This window comes from Citrobacter sp. TBCS-14 (assembly GCF_005280805.1).
GTDB classification, from domain to species: domain Bacteria; phylum Pseudomonadota; class Gammaproteobacteria; order Enterobacterales; family Enterobacteriaceae; genus Citrobacter; species Citrobacter gillenii.
The window spans coordinates 81,189-100,234 of sequence record NZ_SZWM01000141.1 but is presented as its reverse complement, the minus strand read 5'-3'; the positions used below and the strand labels follow the sequence as shown (position 1 = coordinate 100,234).

General features: G+C 55.8%; 16 protein-coding genes and 1 pseudogene. 15 read left to right on the top strand and 2 right to left on the bottom strand.

Translation table 11 applies throughout. From position 1 onward, the window contains the following. Positions 1 to 2 precede the first annotated feature (2 nt). From nuoB to nuoN, 12 genes and pseudogenes are all read left to right on the top strand, one after another. Positions 3 to 559 (top strand): annotated as a pseudogene (nuoB, locus tag FDX22_RS02900) (NADH-quinone oxidoreductase subunit NuoB). Positions 560 to 648: 89 nt separating this feature from the next. Continuing rightward, positions 649 to 2,451, top strand: a complete 1,803-nt coding sequence (gene nuoC / locus FDX22_RS02895) for an NADH-quinone oxidoreductase subunit C/D (RefSeq protein WP_096756372.1) — start codon at positions 649 to 651, stop codon at positions 2,449 to 2,451. Positions 2,452 to 2,453: 2 nt separating this feature from the next. Beyond that, positions 2,454 to 2,954, top strand: coding sequence for an NADH-quinone oxidoreductase subunit NuoE (nuoE, locus tag FDX22_RS02890; protein ID WP_003028069.1), 501 nt, complete (start codon positions 2,454 to 2,456; stop codon positions 2,952 to 2,954). Then, a complete protein-coding gene (nuoF, locus tag FDX22_RS02885; protein WP_096756373.1) occupies positions 2,951 to 4,288 on the top strand; it encodes an NADH-quinone oxidoreductase subunit NuoF in 1,338 nt (445 codons plus the stop codon). The genes nuoE and nuoF overlap by 4 nt, the downstream gene beginning before the upstream one ends. Positions 4,289 to 4,471: 183 nt before the next feature. Beyond that, positions 4,472 to 7,198, top strand: a complete 2,727-nt coding sequence (nuoG, locus tag FDX22_RS02880; protein ID WP_117343484.1) for an NADH-quinone oxidoreductase subunit NuoG — start codon at positions 4,472 to 4,474, stop codon at positions 7,196 to 7,198. Beyond that, positions 7,195 to 8,172: an NADH-quinone oxidoreductase subunit NuoH gene (gene nuoH / locus FDX22_RS02875; protein WP_003028063.1), complete on the top strand. Its 978-nt coding sequence runs from the start codon at positions 7,195 to 7,197 to the stop codon at positions 8,170 to 8,172. The genes nuoG and nuoH overlap by 4 nt, the downstream gene beginning before the upstream one ends. 14 nt (positions 8,173 to 8,186) lie before the next feature. Further along, positions 8,187 to 8,729, top strand: coding sequence for an NADH-quinone oxidoreductase subunit NuoI (gene nuoI, locus FDX22_RS02870; protein WP_096756374.1), 543 nt, complete (start codon positions 8,187 to 8,189; stop codon positions 8,727 to 8,729). 11 nt (positions 8,730 to 8,740) lie between these two features. Further along, positions 8,741 to 9,295, top strand: a complete 555-nt coding sequence (nuoJ, locus tag FDX22_RS02865) for an NADH-quinone oxidoreductase subunit J (protein WP_096756375.1) — start codon at positions 8,741 to 8,743, stop codon at positions 9,293 to 9,295. Further along, on the top strand, positions 9,292 to 9,594 hold the full coding sequence (gene nuoK, locus FDX22_RS02860) for an NADH-quinone oxidoreductase subunit NuoK (protein ID WP_006683663.1): 303 nt from the start codon (positions 9,292 to 9,294) through the stop codon (positions 9,592 to 9,594). Before nuoJ ends, nuoK begins: the two co-directional genes overlap by 4 nt. Beyond that, complete coding sequence (gene nuoL / locus FDX22_RS02855; protein WP_146716686.1) at positions 9,591 to 11,432, top strand: NADH-quinone oxidoreductase subunit L; 1,842 nt, start codon at positions 9,591 to 9,593, stop codon at positions 11,430 to 11,432. The genes nuoK and nuoL overlap by 4 nt, the downstream gene beginning before the upstream one ends. 251 nt (positions 11,433 to 11,683) lie before the next feature. Then, the gene (gene nuoM, locus FDX22_RS02850) at positions 11,684 to 13,213 is read left to right on the top strand and encodes an NADH-quinone oxidoreductase subunit M (protein WP_117343410.1); all 1,530 of its coding nucleotides are present in this window, start codon (positions 11,684 to 11,686) and stop codon (positions 13,211 to 13,213) included. Between the two features lie 6 nt (positions 13,214 to 13,219). Beyond that, complete coding sequence (gene nuoN / locus FDX22_RS02845; RefSeq protein ID WP_115257911.1) at positions 13,220 to 14,677, top strand: NADH-quinone oxidoreductase subunit NuoN; 1,458 nt, start codon at positions 13,220 to 13,222, stop codon at positions 14,675 to 14,677. A gap of 58 nt (positions 14,678 to 14,735) precedes the next feature. Here nuoN and FDX22_RS02840 read toward each other — a convergent pair whose 3' ends face one another. Together FDX22_RS02840 and rbn are read right to left on the bottom strand one after the other, a co-directional pair. Continuing rightward, positions 14,736 to 15,740 (bottom strand): chemotaxis protein, encoded by a 1,005-nt coding sequence (locus FDX22_RS02840; protein ID WP_096756379.1) that lies wholly within the window; start codon positions 15,738 to 15,740, stop codon positions 14,736 to 14,738. Between the two features lie 64 nt (positions 15,741 to 15,804). Then, positions 15,805 to 16,722 carry a ribonuclease BN gene (rbn, locus tag FDX22_RS02835; RefSeq protein WP_117343411.1) on the bottom strand — a complete coding sequence of 306 codons (918 nt, stop codon included), beginning with the start codon at positions 16,720 to 16,722 and terminating at the stop codon, positions 15,805 to 15,807. A 67-nt stretch (positions 16,723 to 16,789) separates the two neighbouring features. On the opposite strand from rbn, the gene FDX22_RS02830 reads away from it, so the two are divergent. The 3 genes from FDX22_RS02830 to menF all read left to right on the top strand — a co-directional run bounded on the left by FDX22_RS02830 (position 16,790) and on the right by menF (position 19,013). After that, positions 16,790 to 17,251, top strand: a complete 462-nt coding sequence (locus FDX22_RS02830; protein WP_096756381.1) for a GNAT family N-acetyltransferase — start codon at positions 16,790 to 16,792, stop codon at positions 17,249 to 17,251. A gap of 53 nt (positions 17,252 to 17,304) precedes the next feature. Then, complete coding sequence (gene elaB, locus FDX22_RS02825) at positions 17,305 to 17,610, top strand: stress response protein ElaB (RefSeq protein WP_096756382.1); 306 nt, start codon at positions 17,305 to 17,307, stop codon at positions 17,608 to 17,610. A gap of 104 nt (positions 17,611 to 17,714) precedes the next feature. Then, complete coding sequence (menF, locus tag FDX22_RS02820) at positions 17,715 to 19,013, top strand: isochorismate synthase MenF (protein ID WP_117343413.1); 1,299 nt, start codon at positions 17,715 to 17,717, stop codon at positions 19,011 to 19,013. Positions 19,014 to 19,046 lie beyond the last annotated feature (33 nt).

Genomic DNA, 19,046 nt, shown 5'->3' with positions numbered 1-19,046 from the left:
AGATGGATTATACGCTCACCCGCATAGATCCTAACGGTGAGAACGACCGTTACCCCCTGCAAAAACAGGAGATCGTAACCGACCCCCTGGAACAAGAAGTTAACAAAAACGTGTTCATGGGCAAACTGCATGACATGGTTAACTGGGGCCGTAAAAACTCAATTTGGCCATACAACTTTGGCCTTTCCTGCTGCTACGTTGAGATGGTGACCTCGTTCACCGCCGTGCATGACGTGGCCCGTTTTGGCGCAGAAGTTCTGCGTGCCTCTCCGCGTCAGGCCGACCTGATGGTCGTGGCCGGCACCTGCTTTACCAAAATGGCCCCGGTTATTCAGCGCCTCTACGATCAGATGCTGGAACCAAAATGGGTTATTTCCATGGGCGCATGTGCCAACTCCGGCGGTATGTACGATATTTACTCCGTTGTGCAGGGCGTTGATAACTCTCATGGGTGGTTGGCGATCAGGGCGTTTATCGCGCCAATATGCAGTCAGAGCGCGAGCGTAAGCGTGGCGAACGTATTGCTGTAACGAATCTTCGCACACCGGACGAGATTTAATTTGCGCCTGTCGGCCTGGGGATTACCTTCGCATATCACTATTCAAATAGCGCGAAGCCAGGCTTAACAGTCACCACGAACCATTTGCAATGGTGAACAATATGACCGACTTAACCGCGCAAGACGCTGCCTGGCAAACACGGGATCATCTCGATGACCCGGTCATTGGCGAACTGCGCAACCGTTTTGGGCCGGATGCCTTTACCGTTCAGGCGACTCGCACCGGGGTACCCGTTGTTTGGGTCAAGCGTGAACAACTCCTGGAAGTGGGTGATTTCTTAAAGAGATTGCCGAAACCTTACGTCATGCTGTTTGACTTACACGGTATGGACGAACGTCTGCGTACGCACCGCGAAGGGTTACCTGCCGCGGATTTTTCCGTTTTCTATCACCTGATCTCCATTGAACGCAATCGCGATATCATGCTCAAGGTGGCATTGTCTGAAAACGATCTGCGCGTGCCGACGTTCACCAAACTGTTCCCGAACGCCAACTGGTATGAGCGTGAAACCTGGGAAATGTTTGGTATTGATATCGAAGGCCACCCGCACCTGACGCGTCTTCTGATGCCGCATACCTGGGAAGGCCATCCGCTGCGTAAAGATTACCCGGCGCGTGCGACCGAATTCGATCCGTTTGAGCTGACCAAAGCCAAGCAGGATCTGGAAATGGAGTCACTGACCTTCAAACCTGAAGACTGGGGCATGCAGCGTGGTACCGAAAACGAGGACTTTATGTTCCTCAACCTCGGTCCGAACCACCCGTCTTCTCACGGTGCATTCCGTATTGTTCTTCAGCTTGACGGCGAAGAGATCGTCGACTGCGTGCCTGACATCGGCTACCACCATCGTGGCGCCGAAAAGATGGGTGAACGTCAGTCCTGGCACAGCTACATTCCGTACACCGACCGTATCGAATATCTCGGCGGCTGCGTGAACGAAATGCCGTACGTGCTGGCGGTAGAAAAGCTGGCGGGCATTACCGTACCGGATCGCGTCAACGTGATCCGCGTTATGCTTTCTGAACTTTTCCGTATCAACAGCCACCTGCTGTATATCTCCACGTTCATTCAGGACGTCGGCGCGATGACCCCCGTGTTCTTCGCCTTTACCGACCGTCAGAAAATCTATGACGTGGTAGAAGCGATCACCGGTTTCCGTATGCACCCGGCCTGGTTCCGTATCGGTGGCGTTGCACACGACCTGCCGCGCGGTTGGGACAAGCTGCTGCGTGATTTCCTCGACTGGATGCCGAAGCGTCTGGATTCCTACGAGAAAGCTGCGCTGCGCAACACCATCCTGAAAGGCCGTTCGCAGGGTGTTGCCGCTTACGGTAAGAAAGAAGCGCTGGACTGGGGTTGTACCGGTGCTGCGCTGCGTGCAACTGGTATTGATTTTGACGTGCGTAAGTCACGTCCGTACTCTGGCTATGAAAACTTCGATTTCGAAATCCCGGTGGGCGGTGGTGTTTCCGACTGCTACACCCGCGTGATGCTGAAAGTTGAAGAGCTGCGCCAGAGCCTGCGCATCCTTGAGCAGTGCCTCAACAACATGCCGGAAGGCCCGTTCAAAGCGGATCACCCGCTGACCACGCCGCCGCCGAAAGAGCGCACGCTACAGCATATCGAAACCCTGATCACCCACTTCCTGCAAGTGTCGTGGGGCCCGGTTATGCCGGCGCAGGAATCCTTCCAGATGGTGGAAGCGACCAAGGGTATCAACAGTTACTACCTGACCAGCGATGGCAGCACCATGAGTTACCGTACTCGTATCCGTACACCGAGCTATGCGCATTTGCAGCAGATCCCGGTAGCGGTACGTGGCAGCCTGGTGTCCGACCTTATCGTCCATCTGGGTAGTATCGATTTTGTTATGTCAGATGTGGACCGCTAATTATGCACGAGAATCAACAACCACAAACCGAGGCTTTTGAGCTGAGTGCGGCTGAGCGTGAAGCGATTGAGCACGAGAAGCACCACTACGAAGACCCGCGTGCGGCGTCCATTGAAGCGCTGAAAATCGTTCAGAAACAGCGTGGCTGGGTGCCGGATGGGGCGATCTATGCGATCGCTGATGTGCTGGGTATCCCGGCAAGCGACGTTGAAGGTGTTGCCACGTTTTACAGCCAGATCTTCCGCCAGCCGGTCGGTCGCCACGTGATCCGCTACTGCGACAGCGTGGTGTGCCATATCAACGGCTATCAAGGGATCCAGGCGGCACTTGAGAAAAAACTCAACATCAAGCCGGGGCAGACGACCTTTGACGGTCGCTTTACGTTGCTGCCGACCTGTTGCCTGGGGAACTGCGACAAGGGGCCGAACATGATGATCGATGAAGATACGCATGCTCACCTGACCCCGGAAGGCATTCCCGAACTGCTGGAGCGGTATAAATGAAAGACATTATCCGTACTCCCGAAACGCATCCGCTGACCTGGCGTCTGCGCGATGACAACCAGCCAATATGGCTGGATGAATACCGTAGCAAAAACGGTTATGAAGGTGCGCGTAAGGCCCTGACCGGGCTGTCACCGGACGAAATCGTTAATCAGGTGAAAGACGCTGGCCTGAAAGGGCGCGGCGGCGCAGGCTTTTCCACGGGTCTGAAGTGGAGCCTGATGCCGAAAGACGAATCCATGAACATCCGTTACCTGCTGTGTAACGCCGATGAAATGGAGCCGGGCACCTATAAAGACCGTCTGTTGATGGAACAGCTGCCACACCTGCTGGTGGAAGGCATGCTGATCTCCGCGTTTGCGCTGAAAGCGTACCGCGGTTACATCTTCCTGCGCGGTGAATACATTGAAGCGGCGGTGAATCTGCGTCGCGCCATTGCTGAAGCGACCGAAGCGGGTCTGCTTGGCAAAAATATCATGGGCACCGGTTTCGACTTCGAACTGTTTGTGCACACCGGGGCAGGGCGCTACATCTGCGGTGAAGAAACCGCCCTGATCAACTCCCTCGAAGGTCGTCGTGCTAACCCGCGCTCCAAGCCACCGTTCCCGGCAAGCTCTGGCGCATGGGGTAAGCCGACCTGCGTGAACAACGTCGAAACTCTGTGTAACGTACCGGCTATCCTCGCCAACGGCGTGGAGTGGTACCAGAATATTTCGAAGAGCAAAGACGCAGGCACCAAGCTGATGGGCTTCTCCGGTCGTGTGAAGAATCCGGGACTGTGGGAACTGCCGTTTGGGACCACCGCGCGTGAAATCCTCGAAGATTACGCGGGTGGCATGCGTGATGGCCTGAAGTTCAAAGCCTGGCAGCCGGGCGGTGCGGGGACAGACTTCCTGACCGAAGCGCACCTTGACCTGCCGATGGAGTTCGAAAGCATCGGTAAAGCGGGTAGCCGTCTGGGTACGGCGCTGGCAATGGCGGTCGATCACGAGATTGGCATGGTGCCGCTGGTGCGTAACCTCGAAGAGTTCTTTGCCCGCGAGTCCTGCGGCTGGTGTACGCCGTGCCGTGATGGTTTGCCGTGGAGCGTAAAAATTCTACGTGCGCTGGAGCGTGGCGAAGGCCAGCCTGGGGATATCGAGACACTTGAGCAACTGTGTCGTTTCCTCGGTCCGGGTAAAACCTTCTGTGCACACGCACCGGGTGCGGTCGAACCGCTGCAGAGCGCCATTAAATATTTCCGCGAAGAATTCGAAGCTGGCATCAAGCAGACCTTCAGCAATACCCATGCGATTGGTGGTATTCAGCCGAACCTGTTGAAAGAGCGCTGGTAAACGTTTTACGCGAAAGCATTCAAGATGCGTCAAGGCGGCAACCGAGAGAATCCCTGAGCTTACTAAAGTAAGTGACTGGGGTGAACGAGAGAAGCCAACGCCGAGGCAGCTTGAAGGATAAAGCGGAAAAGAAATTCGATTAACGCTTGGTCACTGACTAAGCCAACTGGAAGCATGCTGACTATGGCTACGATTCATGTAGACGGCAAAGAATATGAGGTCAACGGCGCGGACAACCTGCTAGAAGCTTGTCTGTCCCTCGGCCTTGATATTCCGTACTTTTGCTGGCACCCGGCGCTGGGAAGCGTCGGTGCTTGCCGCCAGTGTGCGGTGAAGCAATATCAAAACGCGGAAGATACGCGTGGTCGCCTGGTGATGTCTTGTATGACACCGGCCACCGAAGGCACCTTTATTTCTATCGATGACGAAGAAGCGAAACAGTTCCGTGAAAGCGTGGTGGAATGGTTGATGACTAACCACCCACACGACTGTCCGGTCTGCGAAGAGGGCGGTAACTGCCACCTGCAGGATATGACCGTGATGACGGGTCATAGCTTCCGTCGCTACCGCTTTACCAAGCGCACCCACCGCAACCAGGACCTGGGGCCGTTCATCTCTCATGAAATGAACCGCTGCATCGCCTGCTATCGCTGCGTTCGCTACTACAAAGATTACGCTGACGGCGCGGATCTGGGCGTCTATGGCGCACATGACAACGTCTACTTCGGTCGCCCGGAAGACGGCGTGCTGGAAAGCGAATTCTCCGGTAACCTGGTAGAAATCTGCCCGACCGGCGTGTTCACCGATAAAACGCACTCCGAGCGTTATAACCGTAAATGGGACATGCAGTTTGCGCCAAGCATCTGCCAGCAGTGTTCCATTGGCTGTAACACCAGCCCGGGTGAGCGTTACGGTGAACTGCGTCGTATCGAAAACCGTTATAACGGTACCGTTAACCACTACTTCCTCTGCGACCGTGGTCGTTTTGGCTATGGTTACGTGAACCTGAAAGACCGTCCGCGTCAGCCGGTTCAGCGTCGTGGCGACGATCTGATCACCCTCAACGCCGAGCAGGCGATGCAGGGCGCGGCTGACATTCTGCGTCAGTCGAAGAAAGTGATCGGCATCGGCTCCCCGCGCGCCAGCGTTGAAAGCAACTTTGCGTTGCGTGAACTGGTGGGTGCGGAAAACTTCTATACCGGTATCGCTCAAGGCGAACTGGAACGTCTGCAACTGGCGCTGAGCGTGCTGCGTGACGGCGGTATTCATACCCCGGCACTGCGCGAGATTGAATCTTACGATGCGGTCCTGGTGCTGGGCGAAGATGTTACCCAGACCGGCGCACGCGTTGCGCTAGCTGTACGTCAGGCAGTGAAAGGTAAAGCACGCGAAATGGCAGCAGCGCAGAAAGTGGCTGACTGGCAGATTGCCGCGATCCTTAACATCGGCCAACGTGCCAAGCATCCGCTGTTCGTGACCAACGTGGATAACACCCGTCTGGATGATATCGCAGCATGGACCTACCGTGCTCCGGTTGAAGATCAGGCGCGTTTAGGTTTCGCCATTGCCCACGCGCTGGATAACACCGCTCCGGCCGTTGACGGTATTGACCGTGACCTGCAGAACAAAATCGACGTCATCGTTCAGGCCCTGGCTGGCGCGAAGAAACCGCTGATTATCTCCGGTACCAACGCCGGTAGCGCTGAAGTGATTCAGGCCGCTGCCAACGTGGCGAAGGCGCTGAAAGGTCGTGGCGCAGACGTCGGCATCACCATGATTGCCCGCTCTGTTAACAGCATGGGCCTCGGCATGATTGGCGGCGGTTCACTTGATGATGCGCTGACCGAACTGGAAACAGGTCGTGCTGATGCCGTGGTGGTACTGGAAAATGACCTGCATCGCCATGCGTCTGCCACTCGCGTTAACGCTGCGCTGGCGAAAGCACCGCTGGTACTGGTCGTTGACCATCAGCGTACCGCGATTATGGACAATGCCCATCTGGTCCTTTCTGCAGCAAGTTTTGCCGAAAGCGACGGTACGGTTATCAATAACGAAGGCCGCGCACAGCGTTTCTTCCAGGTATATGACCCAAGCTACTACGACAGCAACATTGTGATGCTGGAAAGCTGGCGCTGGCTGCACTCGCTGCACAGCACCGTGCAGAGCCGTGAAGTGGACTGGACGCAGCTCGATCACGTCATCGACGCCGCCGTAGCCGCGTTGCCGCAGTTGGCTGGCATTAAAGATGCCGCGCCGGACGCGAGCTTCCGTATTCGTGGGCAGAAACTGGCACGTGAGCCGCATCGTTACAGTGGTCGTACCGCCATGCGTGCCAACATTAGCGTGCATGAACCGCGTCAACCGCAGGACAAAGACACTATGTTTGCCTTCTCGATGGAAGGGAACAACCAGCCGTCTGCGCCGCGTTCACAAATTCCGTTTGCCTGGGCACCAGGCTGGAACTCACCACAAGCGTGGAACAAGTTCCAGGATGAAGTGGGCGGCAAACTGCGCCATGGCGATCCGGGCGTGCGTCTGATTGAAGCCTCCGAAGGCGGTCTGGACTACTTCACTACCGTTCCGGCGAGCTTCCAGGCGCAGGATGGTCAGTGGCGTATCGCGCCGTACTATCATCTGTTTGGTAGCGACGAAATGTCCCAGCGCGCGCCGGTTATCCAGACCCGCATGCCGCAGCCGTACATTAAACTCAACCCGGCTGATGCCGAGAAGTTGGGCGTCAATGCGGGTACGCGCGTTTCCTTTAGCTACGATGGCAACACGGTCACATTACCGGTTGAAATCGCAGAAGGGTTGACGGCGGGGCAGGTTGGTTTGCCGATGGGTATGCCGGGTATCGCGCCGGTTCTGGCTGGTGCGCGTCTTGAGGATCTGCAGGAGGCACAACAATGAGTTGGATTACACCCGATCTGATTGAGATCCTGCTGAGCATTCTCAAAGCGGTGGTGATCCTGCTGGTGGTGGTCACCTGCGGGGCATTCATGAGCTTTGGCGAACGTCGTCTGCTGGGTCTGTTCCAGAACCGTTATGGACCGAACCGTGTAGGCTGGGGCGGTTCGCTCCAGCTGGTCGCGGACATGATCAAGATGTTCTTTAAAGAAGACTGGATCCCGAAATTCTCGGATCGCGTCATCTTTACGCTGGCACCGATGATCGCCTTCACTTCGCTGCTGCTGGCCTTCGCCATTGTGCCGGTCAGCCCGAACTGGGTGGTCGCTGACCTTAACATCGGGATCTTGTTCTTCCTGATGATGGCCGGTCTGGCTGTGTACGCGGTGCTGTTTGCCGGTTGGTCGAGCAACAACAAATACTCGCTGCTCGGCGCAATGCGTGCGTCTGCGCAGACCCTGAGCTATGAAGTGTTCCTCGGACTTTCCCTGATGGGCGTGGTGGCGCAGGCCGGTTCATTTAACATGACCGACATCGTCAATAACCAGGCTGATATCTGGAACGTTATTCCGCAATTCTTTGGTTTTGTCACCTTTGCTATCGCGGGCGTCGCGGTCTGTCACCGTCACCCGTTTGACCAGCCGGAAGCCGAGCAGGAACTGGCCGATGGTTACCACATTGAATATTCCGGGATGAAATTCGGCCTGTTCTTCGTGGGGGAGTACATCGGTATCGTCACCATTTCTGCGCTGATGGTTACCCTGTTCTTCGGTGGCTGGCATGGCCCGTTCTTACCGCCATTCGTCTGGTTCGCGCTGAAAACCGCGTTCTTTATGATGATGTTCATTTTGATTCGTGCGTCGTTACCGCGTCCTCGTTATGACCAGGTAATGTCCTTCGGCTGGAAAGTTTGTCTGCCGCTGACGCTCGTCAATTTGCTGGTAACGGCGGCTGTCATTCTGTGGCAGGCGCAATAAGGGACACAAAGACCATGACCTTAAAAGAATTACTTGTAGGCGCAGGCACCCAGCTTCGTAGTATCTGGATGATCGGCCTGCATGCGTTCGCCAAACGCGAAACGCAGATGTACCCGGAAGAGCCGGTCTATCTACCGCCCCGTTTTCGTGGTCGTATCGTACTGACACGCGACCCGGACGGCGAAGAGCGCTGCGTTGCCTGTAACCTGTGTGCGGTAGCCTGTCCGGTCGGCTGTATCTCTCTGCAAAAAGCAGAGACTAAAGATGGTCGCTGGTATCCGGAGTTTTTCCGCATCAACTTCTCACGCTGCATTTTCTGCGGTATGTGCGAAGAAGCCTGTCCGACAACGGCTATTCAGCTTACTCCAGATTTCGAACTGGGTGAGTATAAGCGCCAGGATCTGGTTTACGAGAAAGAGGATCTGCTGATCTCCGGTCCGGGTAAATATCCGGAATATAACTTCTACCGGATGGCAGGTATGGCAATCGACGGCAAAGATAAGGGCGAAGCAGAGAACGAAGCCAAGCCTATCGACGTCAAGAGCCTGTTACCGTAAGGAGAGGGGCAATGGAGTTCGCTTTTTATATCTGTGGCCTGATAGCCATTCTCGCAACCTTGCGGGTCATCACTCACACCAATCCGGTACACGCACTGCTGTACCTGATTATTTCGCTGCTGGCGATTTCTGGGGTGTTTTTCTCGCTGGGCGCTTACTTTGCCGGTGCGCTGGAAATTATCGTGTACGCGGGCGCCATTATGGTGCTGTTCGTGTTCGTGGTCATGATGCTCAACCTGGGCGGTGCTGAAATCGAACAGGAACGTCAGTGGCTGAGGCCGCAGGTGTGGATTGGTCCGGCGATTCTGTCGGCCATCATGCTGGCGGTGATTGTCTACGCGATTCTTGGCGTTAACGATCAGGGCATCGACGGGACGCCAATTAGCGCGAAAGCGGTCGGCATCTCGCTGTTCGGACCTTATGTCCTGGCGGTTGAGCTGGCGTCAATGCTGCTGCTGGCGGGTCTGGTTGTGGCCTTCCACGTCGGTCGCGAAGAGCGTTCTGGCGAAGTGCTGAGCAACCGCACGGATGACCGCGCGAAAAGAAAAACGGAGGAGCACGCATGATCCCCTTACAACATGGACTGATCCTCGCGGCTGTCTTATTCGTACTGGGCTTAACCGGTCTGGTTATCCGCCGCAATCTGCTGTTTATGCTGATTGGGCTGGAAATCATGATTAACGCCTCTGCGCTGGCCTTTGTGGTCGCCGGAAGCTACTGGGGCCAGACCGATGGTCAGGTGATGTACATTCTCGCCATCAGCCTTGCGGCTGCGGAAGCGAGCATTGGACTTGCGCTGTTGCTGCAACTTCATCGCCGCCGCCAGAACCTGAACATCGATTCAGTAAGTGAGATGCGTGGATGAACATGCTTGCCTTAACCATTATTCTGCCATTTCTTGGCTTTGTATTACTGGCGTTCTCTCGTGGTCGTTGGTCAGAAAATCTGTCCGCTACCGTGGGCGTCGGGTCGATTGGCCTGGCGGCGCTGGTCACTGCATTTGTTGGCGTCGATTTCTTCGCTAACGGTAAACAGGCATTTAGCGTTCCGCTGTGGACGTGGATGTCTGTTGGCGACTTTAACATCGGTTTTAATCTGGTGCTGGACGGCTTGTCGCTGACCATGCTCTCGGTAGTAACCGGCGTTGGTTTCCTGATCCACATGTTCGCTTCCTGGTACATGCGCGGGGAAGAGGGGTACTCCCGTTTCTTCGCCTATACCAACCTGTTTATCGCCAGCATGGTGATTCTGGTACTGGCGGATAACCTGCTGCTGATGTATCTCGGCTGGGAAGGCGTGGGCCTGTGCTCCTATCTGCTGATCGGTTTCTACTATACCGATCCGAAGAATGGCGCAGCGGCAATGAAAGCCTTCGTGGTAACCCGTGTCGGCGACGTATTTCTGGCGTTCGCGCTGTTCATTCTCTACAACGAGCTGGGCACGCTGAACTTCCGCGAAATGGTTGAACTGGCACCGGCGCACTTTGCCGCGGGCAATGACATGCTGATGTGGGCAACCCTGATGCTGCTGGGCGGTGCGGTCGGTAAATCGGCGCAGTTGCCGTTGCAGACCTGGCTTGCTGATGCGATGGCTGGCCCGACGCCTGTCTCCGCGCTGATCCACGCCGCAACGATGGTTACTGCCGGTGTGTACCTGATTGCGCGTACCCACGGCCTGTTCCTGCTGACGCCGGAAATCCTGCACCTGGTGGGGATTATCGGGGCGATCACGCTGGTTCTGGCAGGCTTCGCCGCACTGGTACAAACCGACATCAAACGCGTTCTCGCGTATTCCACCATGAGCCAGATTGGCTACATGTTCCTGGCGCTTGGCGTTCAGGCATGGGATGCGGCGATTTTCCACCTGATGACGCACGCCTTCTTTAAAGCGCTGTTGTTCCTGGCATCGGGTTCGGTGATCCTGGCCTGCCACCACGAACAGAACATCTTCAAAATGGGCGGCTTGCGTAAGTCAATCCCACTGGTTTATCTCAGCTTCCTGGTTGGCGGCGCGGCGTTGTCGGCTCTGCCGCTGATTACCGCAGGCTTCTTCAGTAAGGATGAGATTCTGGCCGGTGCGATGGCGAACGGTCATATCAATCTGATGGTGGCAGGTCTGGTCGGTGCGTTTATGACCTCTCTGTACACCTTCCGTATGATTTTCATCGTGTTCCACGGTAAAGAACAAATTCACGCGCACGCAGGGAAGGGGATTACCCACCATCTGCCGCTGATTGTGCTGATGATCCTGTCCACCTTCGTTGGCGCGCTGATTGTGCCTCCGTTGCATGGCGTGCTTCCGGCAACCACCGAGCTGCCGCATGGTAGCGTGATGACGCTGGAAATTACCTCTGGCATCGTCGCGATTGCGGGGATCCTGATTGCAGCATGGCTGTGGCTGGGTAAACGTACGCTTGTGACCTCGATTGCCAACAGTGCGCCGGGCCGTCTGCTGGGCACCTGGTGGTATAACGCCTGGGGCTTTGACTGGCTGTACGACAAAGTGTTCGTCAAGCCGTTCCTTGGCGTTGCCTGGCTGCTTAAACGCGATCCGATGAACGCAATGATGAACATTCCGGCGATCCTCTCCCGCTTTGCAGGCAAAGGTCTGCTGCTCAGTGAGAACGGGTATCTGCGCTGGTATGTCGCGTCAATGAGCATCGGTGCGGTTGTCGTGCTGGCACTGCTGATGGTACTGCGTTGAGTTTGTTGGCCGGATGAACGACTGCCGGATGGCGCTGTGCTTATCCGGCCTACAAACCCAAAAATAATTTTTAGAATTCGTTGAAAATCTGTTCCTGAAGTACAGGCGTCATCGGCGAAGTCAGACCGAATACCGCCAGCGCAGAGCAACCGGAGCGTACTGAAGTACGTGAGGATTGCGAGCACTGCCGGGATTTGGGCTGACGAGTGAGATAGCCTGAGCAGGAATAAATATAAGGGACATACTTAGCTATGTTATTACCTTGGTTGATATTAATCCCCTTTATCGGTGGTTTCCTGTGCTGGCAGACCGAACGCTTTGGCGTGAAGGTACCGCGCTGGATCGCGCTGATTACCATGGGACTGACGCTGGCGCTTGGCCTACAATTGTGGTTGCAGGGCGGTTATTCACTGACGCAATCCGCTGGTATTCCGCAGTGGCAGTCTGAGTTCGTCATGCCGTGGATCCCGCGCTTTGGCATCTCTATTCATTTAGCTATCGACGGTCTGTCGCTGCTGATGGTGGTGCTGACCGGTCTGCTCGGTGTTCTGGCGGTACTGTGTTCCTGGAATGAAATTGAAAAGTACCAGGGCTTCTTCCACCTGAACCTGATGTGGATCCTCGGCGGCGTGATCGGCGTGTTCCTGGCCATCGACATGTTCCTGTTCTTCTTCTTCTGGGAAATGATGTTGGTGCCGATGTACTTCCTGATCGCGCTGTGGGGGCATAAAGCGTCCGACGGTAAAACGCGTATCACGGCGGCCACCAAGTTCTTCATTTATACCCAGGCGAGTGGTCTGGTGATGTTGATTGCCATCCTGGCGCTGGTATTTGTGCACTATAAAGCCACCGGTGTCTGGACCTTCAACTATGAAGAACTGCTGAACACACCGATGTCCCACGGCGTGGAATATCTGCTGATGCTGGGCTTCTTCATCGCCTTTGCGGTGAAAATGCCGGTGGTTCCGCTGCACGGCTGGTTGCCGGATGCGCACTCCCAGGCACCGACCGCAGGTTCCGTTGACCTGGCGGGGATTTTGCTGAAAACCGCGGCCTACGGTCTGCTGCGCTTCTCCCTGCCGCTGTTCCCGAACGCGTCTGCGGAGTTCGCACCTATCGCTATGTGGCTGGGTGTTATCGGTATTTTCTACGGCGCGTGGATGGCCTTTAATCAGTACGATATCAAGCGTCTGATTGCCTACACCTCCGTCTCGCACATGGGCTTCGTGTTGATTGCTATCTACACCGGTAGCCAGCTGGCGTACCAGGGTGCGGTTATCCAGATGATTGCGCACGGTCTGTCTGCGGCCGGCCTGTTCATTCTGTGTGGTCAGCTGTACGAACGTCTGCACACGCGTGATATGCGTATGATGGGCGGCCTGTGGGGCAAAATGAAATGGTTGCCTGCGCTGTCGATGTTCTTCGCGGTCTGTACGCTGGGTATGCCGGGAACCGGTAACTTCGTTGGCGAATTTATGATTCTGTTCGGCAGCTACCAGGTGGTTCCGGTCATTACCGTGATCTCGACCTTCGGTCTGGTGTTTGCCTCTGTTTACTCGCTGGCGATGCTGCATCGCGCTTACTTTGGTAAAGCGAAAAGCCAGATTGCCAGTGTTGAACTGCCAGGGATGTCGCTGCGTGAGCTGTTTATCATCCTGTTGCTGGTCGTGCTTCTGGTACTGCTTGGCTTCTATCCGCAGCCGATTCTGGATACCTCGCATTCTGCGATGAGCAACATCCAGCAGTGGTTTGTTAATTCCGTTACTACTACAAGGCCGTAAATCGCCATGACAATAACTCCACAACACCTGATTGCGCTGCTACCGCTGCTGATCGTCGGCTTGACGGTGGTGGTTGTGATGCTCTCCATTGCGTGGCGACGCAATCACTTCCTCAATGCCACGCTGTCGGTCATTGGGCTTAACGCCGCGCTGGTTTCGCTCTGGTTTGTTGGCCAGGCAGGCGCCATGGACGTCACCCCGCTGATGCGGGTTGACGGTTTCGCGATGCTCTACACCGGGATGGTCCTGCTGGCGAGCCTTGCTACTTGTACCTTTGCCTACCCATGGCTGGAAGGCTATGACGACAACCGGGAAGAGTTCTACCTGCTGGTGCTGATTGCCGCGCTGGGCGGTATTCTGCTGGCTAACGCTAACCATCTGGCGGCGCTGTTCCTCGGTATCGAACTGATCTCTCTGCCGCTGTTTGGTCTGGTGGGCTATGCGTTTCGTCAGAAACGCTCGCTGGAAGCCAGTATCAAATACACCATTCTGTCTGCCGCAGCGTCTTCATTCCTGCTGTTTGGTATGGCGCTGGTGTACGCGCAGTCCGGCAACCTGTCGTTCGTGGCACTCGGTAAGAGCCTCGGCGACGGTATGCTGAACGAACCGCTGCTGCTGGCCGGCTTCGGGATGATGATCGTCGGTCTGGGCTTTAAGCTCTCTCTGGTGCCGTTCCACCTGTGGACGCCAGACGTCTACCAGGGTGCACCGGCTCCGGTGTCCACCTTCCTGGCGACGGCGAGCAAAATCGCTATCTTCGGCGTGGTGATGCGTCTGTTCCTGTACGCGCCGGTTGGCGACAGCGAAGCAGTACGTATTGTGCTGGGCGTGATTGCCTTTGCCTCTATCATCTTCGGTAACCTGATGGCGCTGAGCCAGACCAACATCAAGCGTCTGCTTGGTTATTCGTCTATCTCTCACCTTGGCTACCTGCTGGTGGCGCTGATTGCCCTGCAAAGTGGCGAGATGTCGATGGAAGCAGTAGGCGTGTACCTGGCCGGTTATCTGTTCAGCAGCCTCGGCGCGTTTGGTGTGGTCAGCCTGATGTCCAGCCCGTATCGTGGTCCGGATGCGGATTCACTGTTCTCCTACCGCGGTCTGTTCTGGCATCGTCCGATCCTCGCGGCTGTGATGACGGTGATGATGCTGTCTCTGGCGGGTATCCCGATGACGCTGGGCTTTATCGGTAAGTTCTACGTACTGGCCGTCGGTGTGCAGGCTAACCTGTGGTGGCTGGTTGCCGCCGTGGTGGTCGGTTCCGCGATTGGTTTGTACTATTACCTGCGCGTTGCCGTGAGCCTGTACCTGAGCGCACCGCAGCAACTGAACCGTGATGCACCGTCTAACTGGCAGTACAGCGCGGGCGGCATCGTGGTGCTGATCTCTGCGCTGCTGGTGCTGGTGCTGGGTATCTACCCGCAACCGCTGATCAGCATAGTGCAGTTAGCGACGCCGCTGATGTAAGCGATACGCTAAAACGAAAAAACCCGCCGCGGCGGGTTTTTTTATGTGCTGAGTTCAGTCAGGCTGAAATCTGGCGGCTCACCAGTGGCCCATTAATGTCTTTCGCCGCGCGCTCCATCACTTCCTGGATTACGGAAGACAGCTCGTTGATCTCGAATTTCGCCACGTAGCCATCGGCCTTCACTCTGCGCACGTGATCTTCATTGGCGCTGCCGGAAAGGGACGAGTGGATGACGACCGGGATCTTCTTCAGGCGTTCATCGGTCTTAATCTTGCGGGTCAGCGTAAAGCCGTCCATCTCCGGCATTTCCAGATCGGTAAGCACCAGCGCAATTTTCTCGCTGATGGGCTTGCCTTCCGCCTGCGCTTCCAGGGACAGCTGCTGAATTTTTTCCCACGCGTCTTTGCCGGTGACATGCATCTGGTGCGGAATGTTCATGGCGTTAAGCCCTTTTTCCAGCATCGCGCGGGCGACCTTAGAATCTTCTGCCACAATCGCCACAGCACCTGGGGTGATATTGAATTTACTGGTCTCCAGGTGGGTGGCGCGCAGATCGTGGTTTGACGGCACAATGTCATACAGGATCTGTTCGACGTCGAGTACCAGCGCCAGGTTGTTGGTTTCTTTGTTGTCATCCAGACAGGCGATGCTGGTGATATAGCGACCGTTGACGGCTTTCTCGGCGGTATGCACCTGCTGCCAGTCCAGGCGCATAATGTTTTCCACTGACTCTACCGCAAACGCCTGTACGCTACGGGCGTATTCGGTGATCAGCAGGATGTTCAGGCCGGTCTCAGGCTTGCATCCGGCAACGGCGGGCAGGTCGATCACCGGGATCACCTGATCGCGAATGTTCACCATGCCCAGCAACGGGGCTTTCATGCCCGCCGGACGCGTAAATGCGGGCATGGGGACAATTTCGCGCAGCTTAAATACGTTGATGCCAAACAGCTCTGATTTCTGCTCATCCAGCGATGTGCCGAGGCGAAACAGCAGCAGTTCAAAGCGGTTAGACAGGGTTAGGTTTGTCCTGTCATCAATGTCTTTCTGAATATTATTCATCCTGTCCTCAGTGTGAACGCCAGCCTTTTCACTGTTATCGGCACTGAGGCGGAAAAATAGAGCGTTAAACCGTGAAAACGGCGAAATCGTGCGCCAGTTCGGTGTCCGCAAACAGCGCCCGGCACTCTTCGAGCAAACGTTGGCAGCCTTTTTCATCATAACGCGAGCTGACGTGAGTCATAATCAATCGGCCCACACCTGCCTCCCGTGCCAGCATCGCAGCCTGGCGGGTGGAGCTGTGTCCCCGACTGTTGGCCTTTTCTTCCATCGAGGCGTCCAGCGTGGTCTCATGTACCATCACATCCACCCCTTTTGCCAGTTCGAGGGCGGAGGCGCACGGCGCGGTATCGCCAAATATCGCCACGGATTTGCCCGGAATCGCCGGGGCGAGAAAATCAGCACCGTTAAGGGAACGACCATCTTCCAGCACGACGGTTTTACCGGCTTTGAGATCCTGGAACCACGGCCCTGGCTTAACGCCCGCTGCCTTCAGCGCGCTGGCGTCAAGCGCACCGGGTTTGTCATGTTCCTCAACGCGAAAACCGTAACATTCGAGCGGATGCGCCAGCGCGAAAGCCGTTACTTTACGCAGACCGTCGTCGAGAATTTCTCCGGCGGTAATTTCCACAATCTCCAGCGGATAATCGGTCCAGGAGCCGCTCAGGCGTAATGCAGTCTCGGTAAATTCACGTAACCCTTTTGGCCCGTACAGCGTCAACGGCTGGACGTTTCCGGCCATCGAGCGGCTGCACAGCAGTCCCGGCAGGCCAAAAAGGTGATCGCCGTGCAAATGGCTGATAAAAATACGATCGAGTTTTCCCGGATTGAATGGCGTGGTCAGCATCTGGTGCTGCGTTCCTTCGCCGCAATCGAAAAGCCACAATCCCGCCTGAGTAGGGTGTTGCAGATTGAGTAATATTGCCGTTACATTGCGGGAGCGCGTGGGGACACCCGCAGACGTGCCTAAAAAAATTAATTCCATCTTAGTATTACACTTTTCGCCGTCAATAAGGCAGGGTGTTCAGGTTATCACAACCAAGGGGCAGACAATGATTCACTGGCAAGATCTCCACCATACAGAACTGACCGTCCAGCAACTGTATGCCATTCTTCAGCTGCGCTGTGCGGTGTTTGTTGTTGAGCAACAGTGTCCATATCAGGATGTGGACGGCGATGACCTGACGGGTGAAAACCGACACCTTCTGGGATGGCATAATGATCGGCTGGTGGCGTATGCGAGGATTCTGAAAAGCGACGACGATCTCGAGCCGGTGGTTATCGGCCGGGTGATTGTCAGCGCTGCGTTACGCGGGGAAAAACTGGGGCAGCAGCTGATGACGCAGACGCTGGCATCCTGTGCTCAGCACTGGCCGCACAAGGCGTTGTATCTGGGCGCGCAGGCGCATCTGCAACCTTTCTACGCGCGCTTTGGTTTCGTTCCGGTGACGGATATCTATGATGAAGATGGTATTCCGCACATCGGCATGGCGCGTGAGGGACATCAAGCGTAAACAGCTCAGGTCGTCTATAGTTAGCGGGTACGTAAATAGAAAGGGAGAAAATAATGTCTTTTCATTCTTATGAATCACGTATTGATGATGACCTGGAATTACTCAGTGAAACGCTGGAAGAAGTGCTGCGCTCGTCGGGCGATCCTGCCGACCAGAAGTACCTGGAGTTAAAAGCGAAAGCCGAACAGGCGTTAGAAGAGGTGAGAAATCGCGTCAGCCACGCTTCGGACAGCTATTATTATCGCGCGAAAAAGGCCGTTTGCCGGGCAGATGACTATGTGCATGATAAACCGTGGCGCGGGATCGGCGTGGGTGCAACGGTCGGTTTAGTGATGGGTTTATTGTTAGCACGGCGATAAATTCGACACCTTCATCGCATTTGTCAGTACTCCCTAAACGGGGGTACTGCTTTTTCTCGTCAGTACCCCGTATAATGAGAGGTTTTTAACAGGGAGAGGTCTGCGTGCATTCAATTACTACTGCGCTGGAAAATCTGATGCGCCTTTTGACGCAAGAGATACCGGCAGCACCTGGCATTCGTATTTACGACATCCCTTTCCCTCTGAATGATGCTTTCGACGCTTTGGGCTGGCTGGCCAGTCAACCCGTCTGGCCGCAGTTTTATTGGCAACAGCGTAACGGTGATGAAGAAGCCGCCGTGCTGGGTGCCGTGGCCACGTTTTCCTCTCTGGCCGTCGCTCAGCAGTTTTTACACCAGCATGAAGACCATCCTGAACTGCGCATCTGGGGCCTGAATGCGTTTGAACCCCAGCGCGGTAATTTACTGCTACCTCGCCTGGAATGGCGGCGTTGCGCAGGCGTGGCAACCTTACGGTTACACCTGTATAGCGACGTGTCGCTGCAAGACGATGCCGTGCACGCGCGCGCCTTCCTTTCAACGCTTGCCAACGTGAAGCCGCTTCCCGCACTGCGCCTGAATTTAACCGCTGAGCAGCACTGGCCGGATAAAGCGGGCTGGACGCGCCTGATTGAACTGGCCACCCAAACCATTGCCGGGGAAGCGCTCGACAAAGTGGTGCTGGCGCGGGCAACCGACTTACAGTTCTCACAGCCGGTGAACGCCGCGTCGGTGATGGCCTCCAGTCGTCGCTTAAACCTTAACTGCTACCATTTCTTTATGGCGTTTTCCGCCGAGTGCGCTTTTTTGGGATCGTCTCCTGAACGTCTGTATCGGCGGCGTGACACGGCGCTGCGTACCGAAGCGCTGGCCGGAACCGTCGCTAATCATCCTGACGACCACCGGGCCTGGCAGCTCGGCGAGTGGCTGATGAAGGACGATAAAAACCAGCGTGAGAATATGCTGGTGGTGGAAGATATCTGTCAGCGACTGCAAAACTGTACGCAAACCCTCGACGTGCTGCCACCGCAGGTGCTCAGACTGCGCAAAGTGCAGCATCTGCGCCGCTGTATCTGGACTGCGCTGAATCAACCGGACGATACGCTTTGCCTGATGCAGCTCCAGCCGACCGCGGCAGTGGCGGGCATTCCGCGTGAACGGGCGCGCGCATTCATCCAGCATAATGAACCTTTTGAACGAGAATGGTATGCCGGCTCTGCGGGATATCTCTCCCTGCAACAAAGTGAGTTTTGCGTGTCGCTACGTTCGGCGAAAATTAGCGGCAATGTGGTGCGCCTGTACGCTGGGGCCGGGATTGTGCGCGGCTCCGATCCCGAACAAGAATGGCAGGAAATAGACAATAAAGCGGCGGGTTTACGTACTTTATTACAGATGGAAGCCTAATGAGTCACACATTATCGACTCATATCAAAAATC

Bases quoted from the DNA above. Each gene is read 5' to 3' on its own strand.
- FDX22_RS02840 (WP_096756379.1), bottom strand. From the start codon at position 15,740: ATGAATAATATTCAGAAAGACATTGATGACAGGACAAACCTAACCCTG.
- nuoE (WP_003028069.1), top strand. From the start codon at position 2,454: ATGCACGAGAATCAACAACCACAAACCGAGGCTTTTGAGCTGAGTGCG.
- elaB (WP_096756382.1), top strand. From the start codon at position 17,305: ATGTCTTTTCATTCTTATGAATCACGTATTGATGATGACCTGGAATTA.
- nuoC (WP_096756372.1), top strand. From the start codon at position 649: ATGGTGAACAATATGACCGACTTAACCGCGCAAGACGCTGCCTGGCAA.
- rbn (WP_117343411.1), bottom strand. From the start codon at position 16,722: ATGGAATTAATTTTTTTAGGCACGTCTGCGGGTGTCCCCACGCGCTCC.
- nuoN (WP_115257911.1), top strand. From the start codon at position 13,220: ATGACAATAACTCCACAACACCTGATTGCGCTGCTACCGCTGCTGATC.
- FDX22_RS02830 (WP_096756381.1), top strand. From the start codon at position 16,790: ATGATTCACTGGCAAGATCTCCACCATACAGAACTGACCGTCCAGCAA.
- nuoF (WP_096756373.1), top strand. From the start codon at position 2,951: ATGAAAGACATTATCCGTACTCCCGAAACGCATCCGCTGACCTGGCGT.
- nuoM (WP_117343410.1), top strand. From the start codon at position 11,684: ATGTTATTACCTTGGTTGATATTAATCCCCTTTATCGGTGGTTTCCTG.
- nuoG (WP_117343484.1), top strand. From the start codon at position 4,472: ATGGCTACGATTCATGTAGACGGCAAAGAATATGAGGTCAACGGCGCG.
- nuoK (WP_006683663.1), top strand. From the start codon at position 9,292: ATGATCCCCTTACAACATGGACTGATCCTCGCGGCTGTCTTATTCGTA.
- nuoI (WP_096756374.1), top strand. From the start codon at position 8,187: ATGACCTTAAAAGAATTACTTGTAGGCGCAGGCACCCAGCTTCGTAGT.
- nuoJ (WP_096756375.1), top strand. From the start codon at position 8,741: ATGGAGTTCGCTTTTTATATCTGTGGCCTGATAGCCATTCTCGCAACC.
- nuoL (WP_146716686.1), top strand. From the start codon at position 9,591: ATGAACATGCTTGCCTTAACCATTATTCTGCCATTTCTTGGCTTTGTA.
- nuoH (WP_003028063.1), top strand. From the start codon at position 7,195: ATGAGTTGGATTACACCCGATCTGATTGAGATCCTGCTGAGCATTCTC.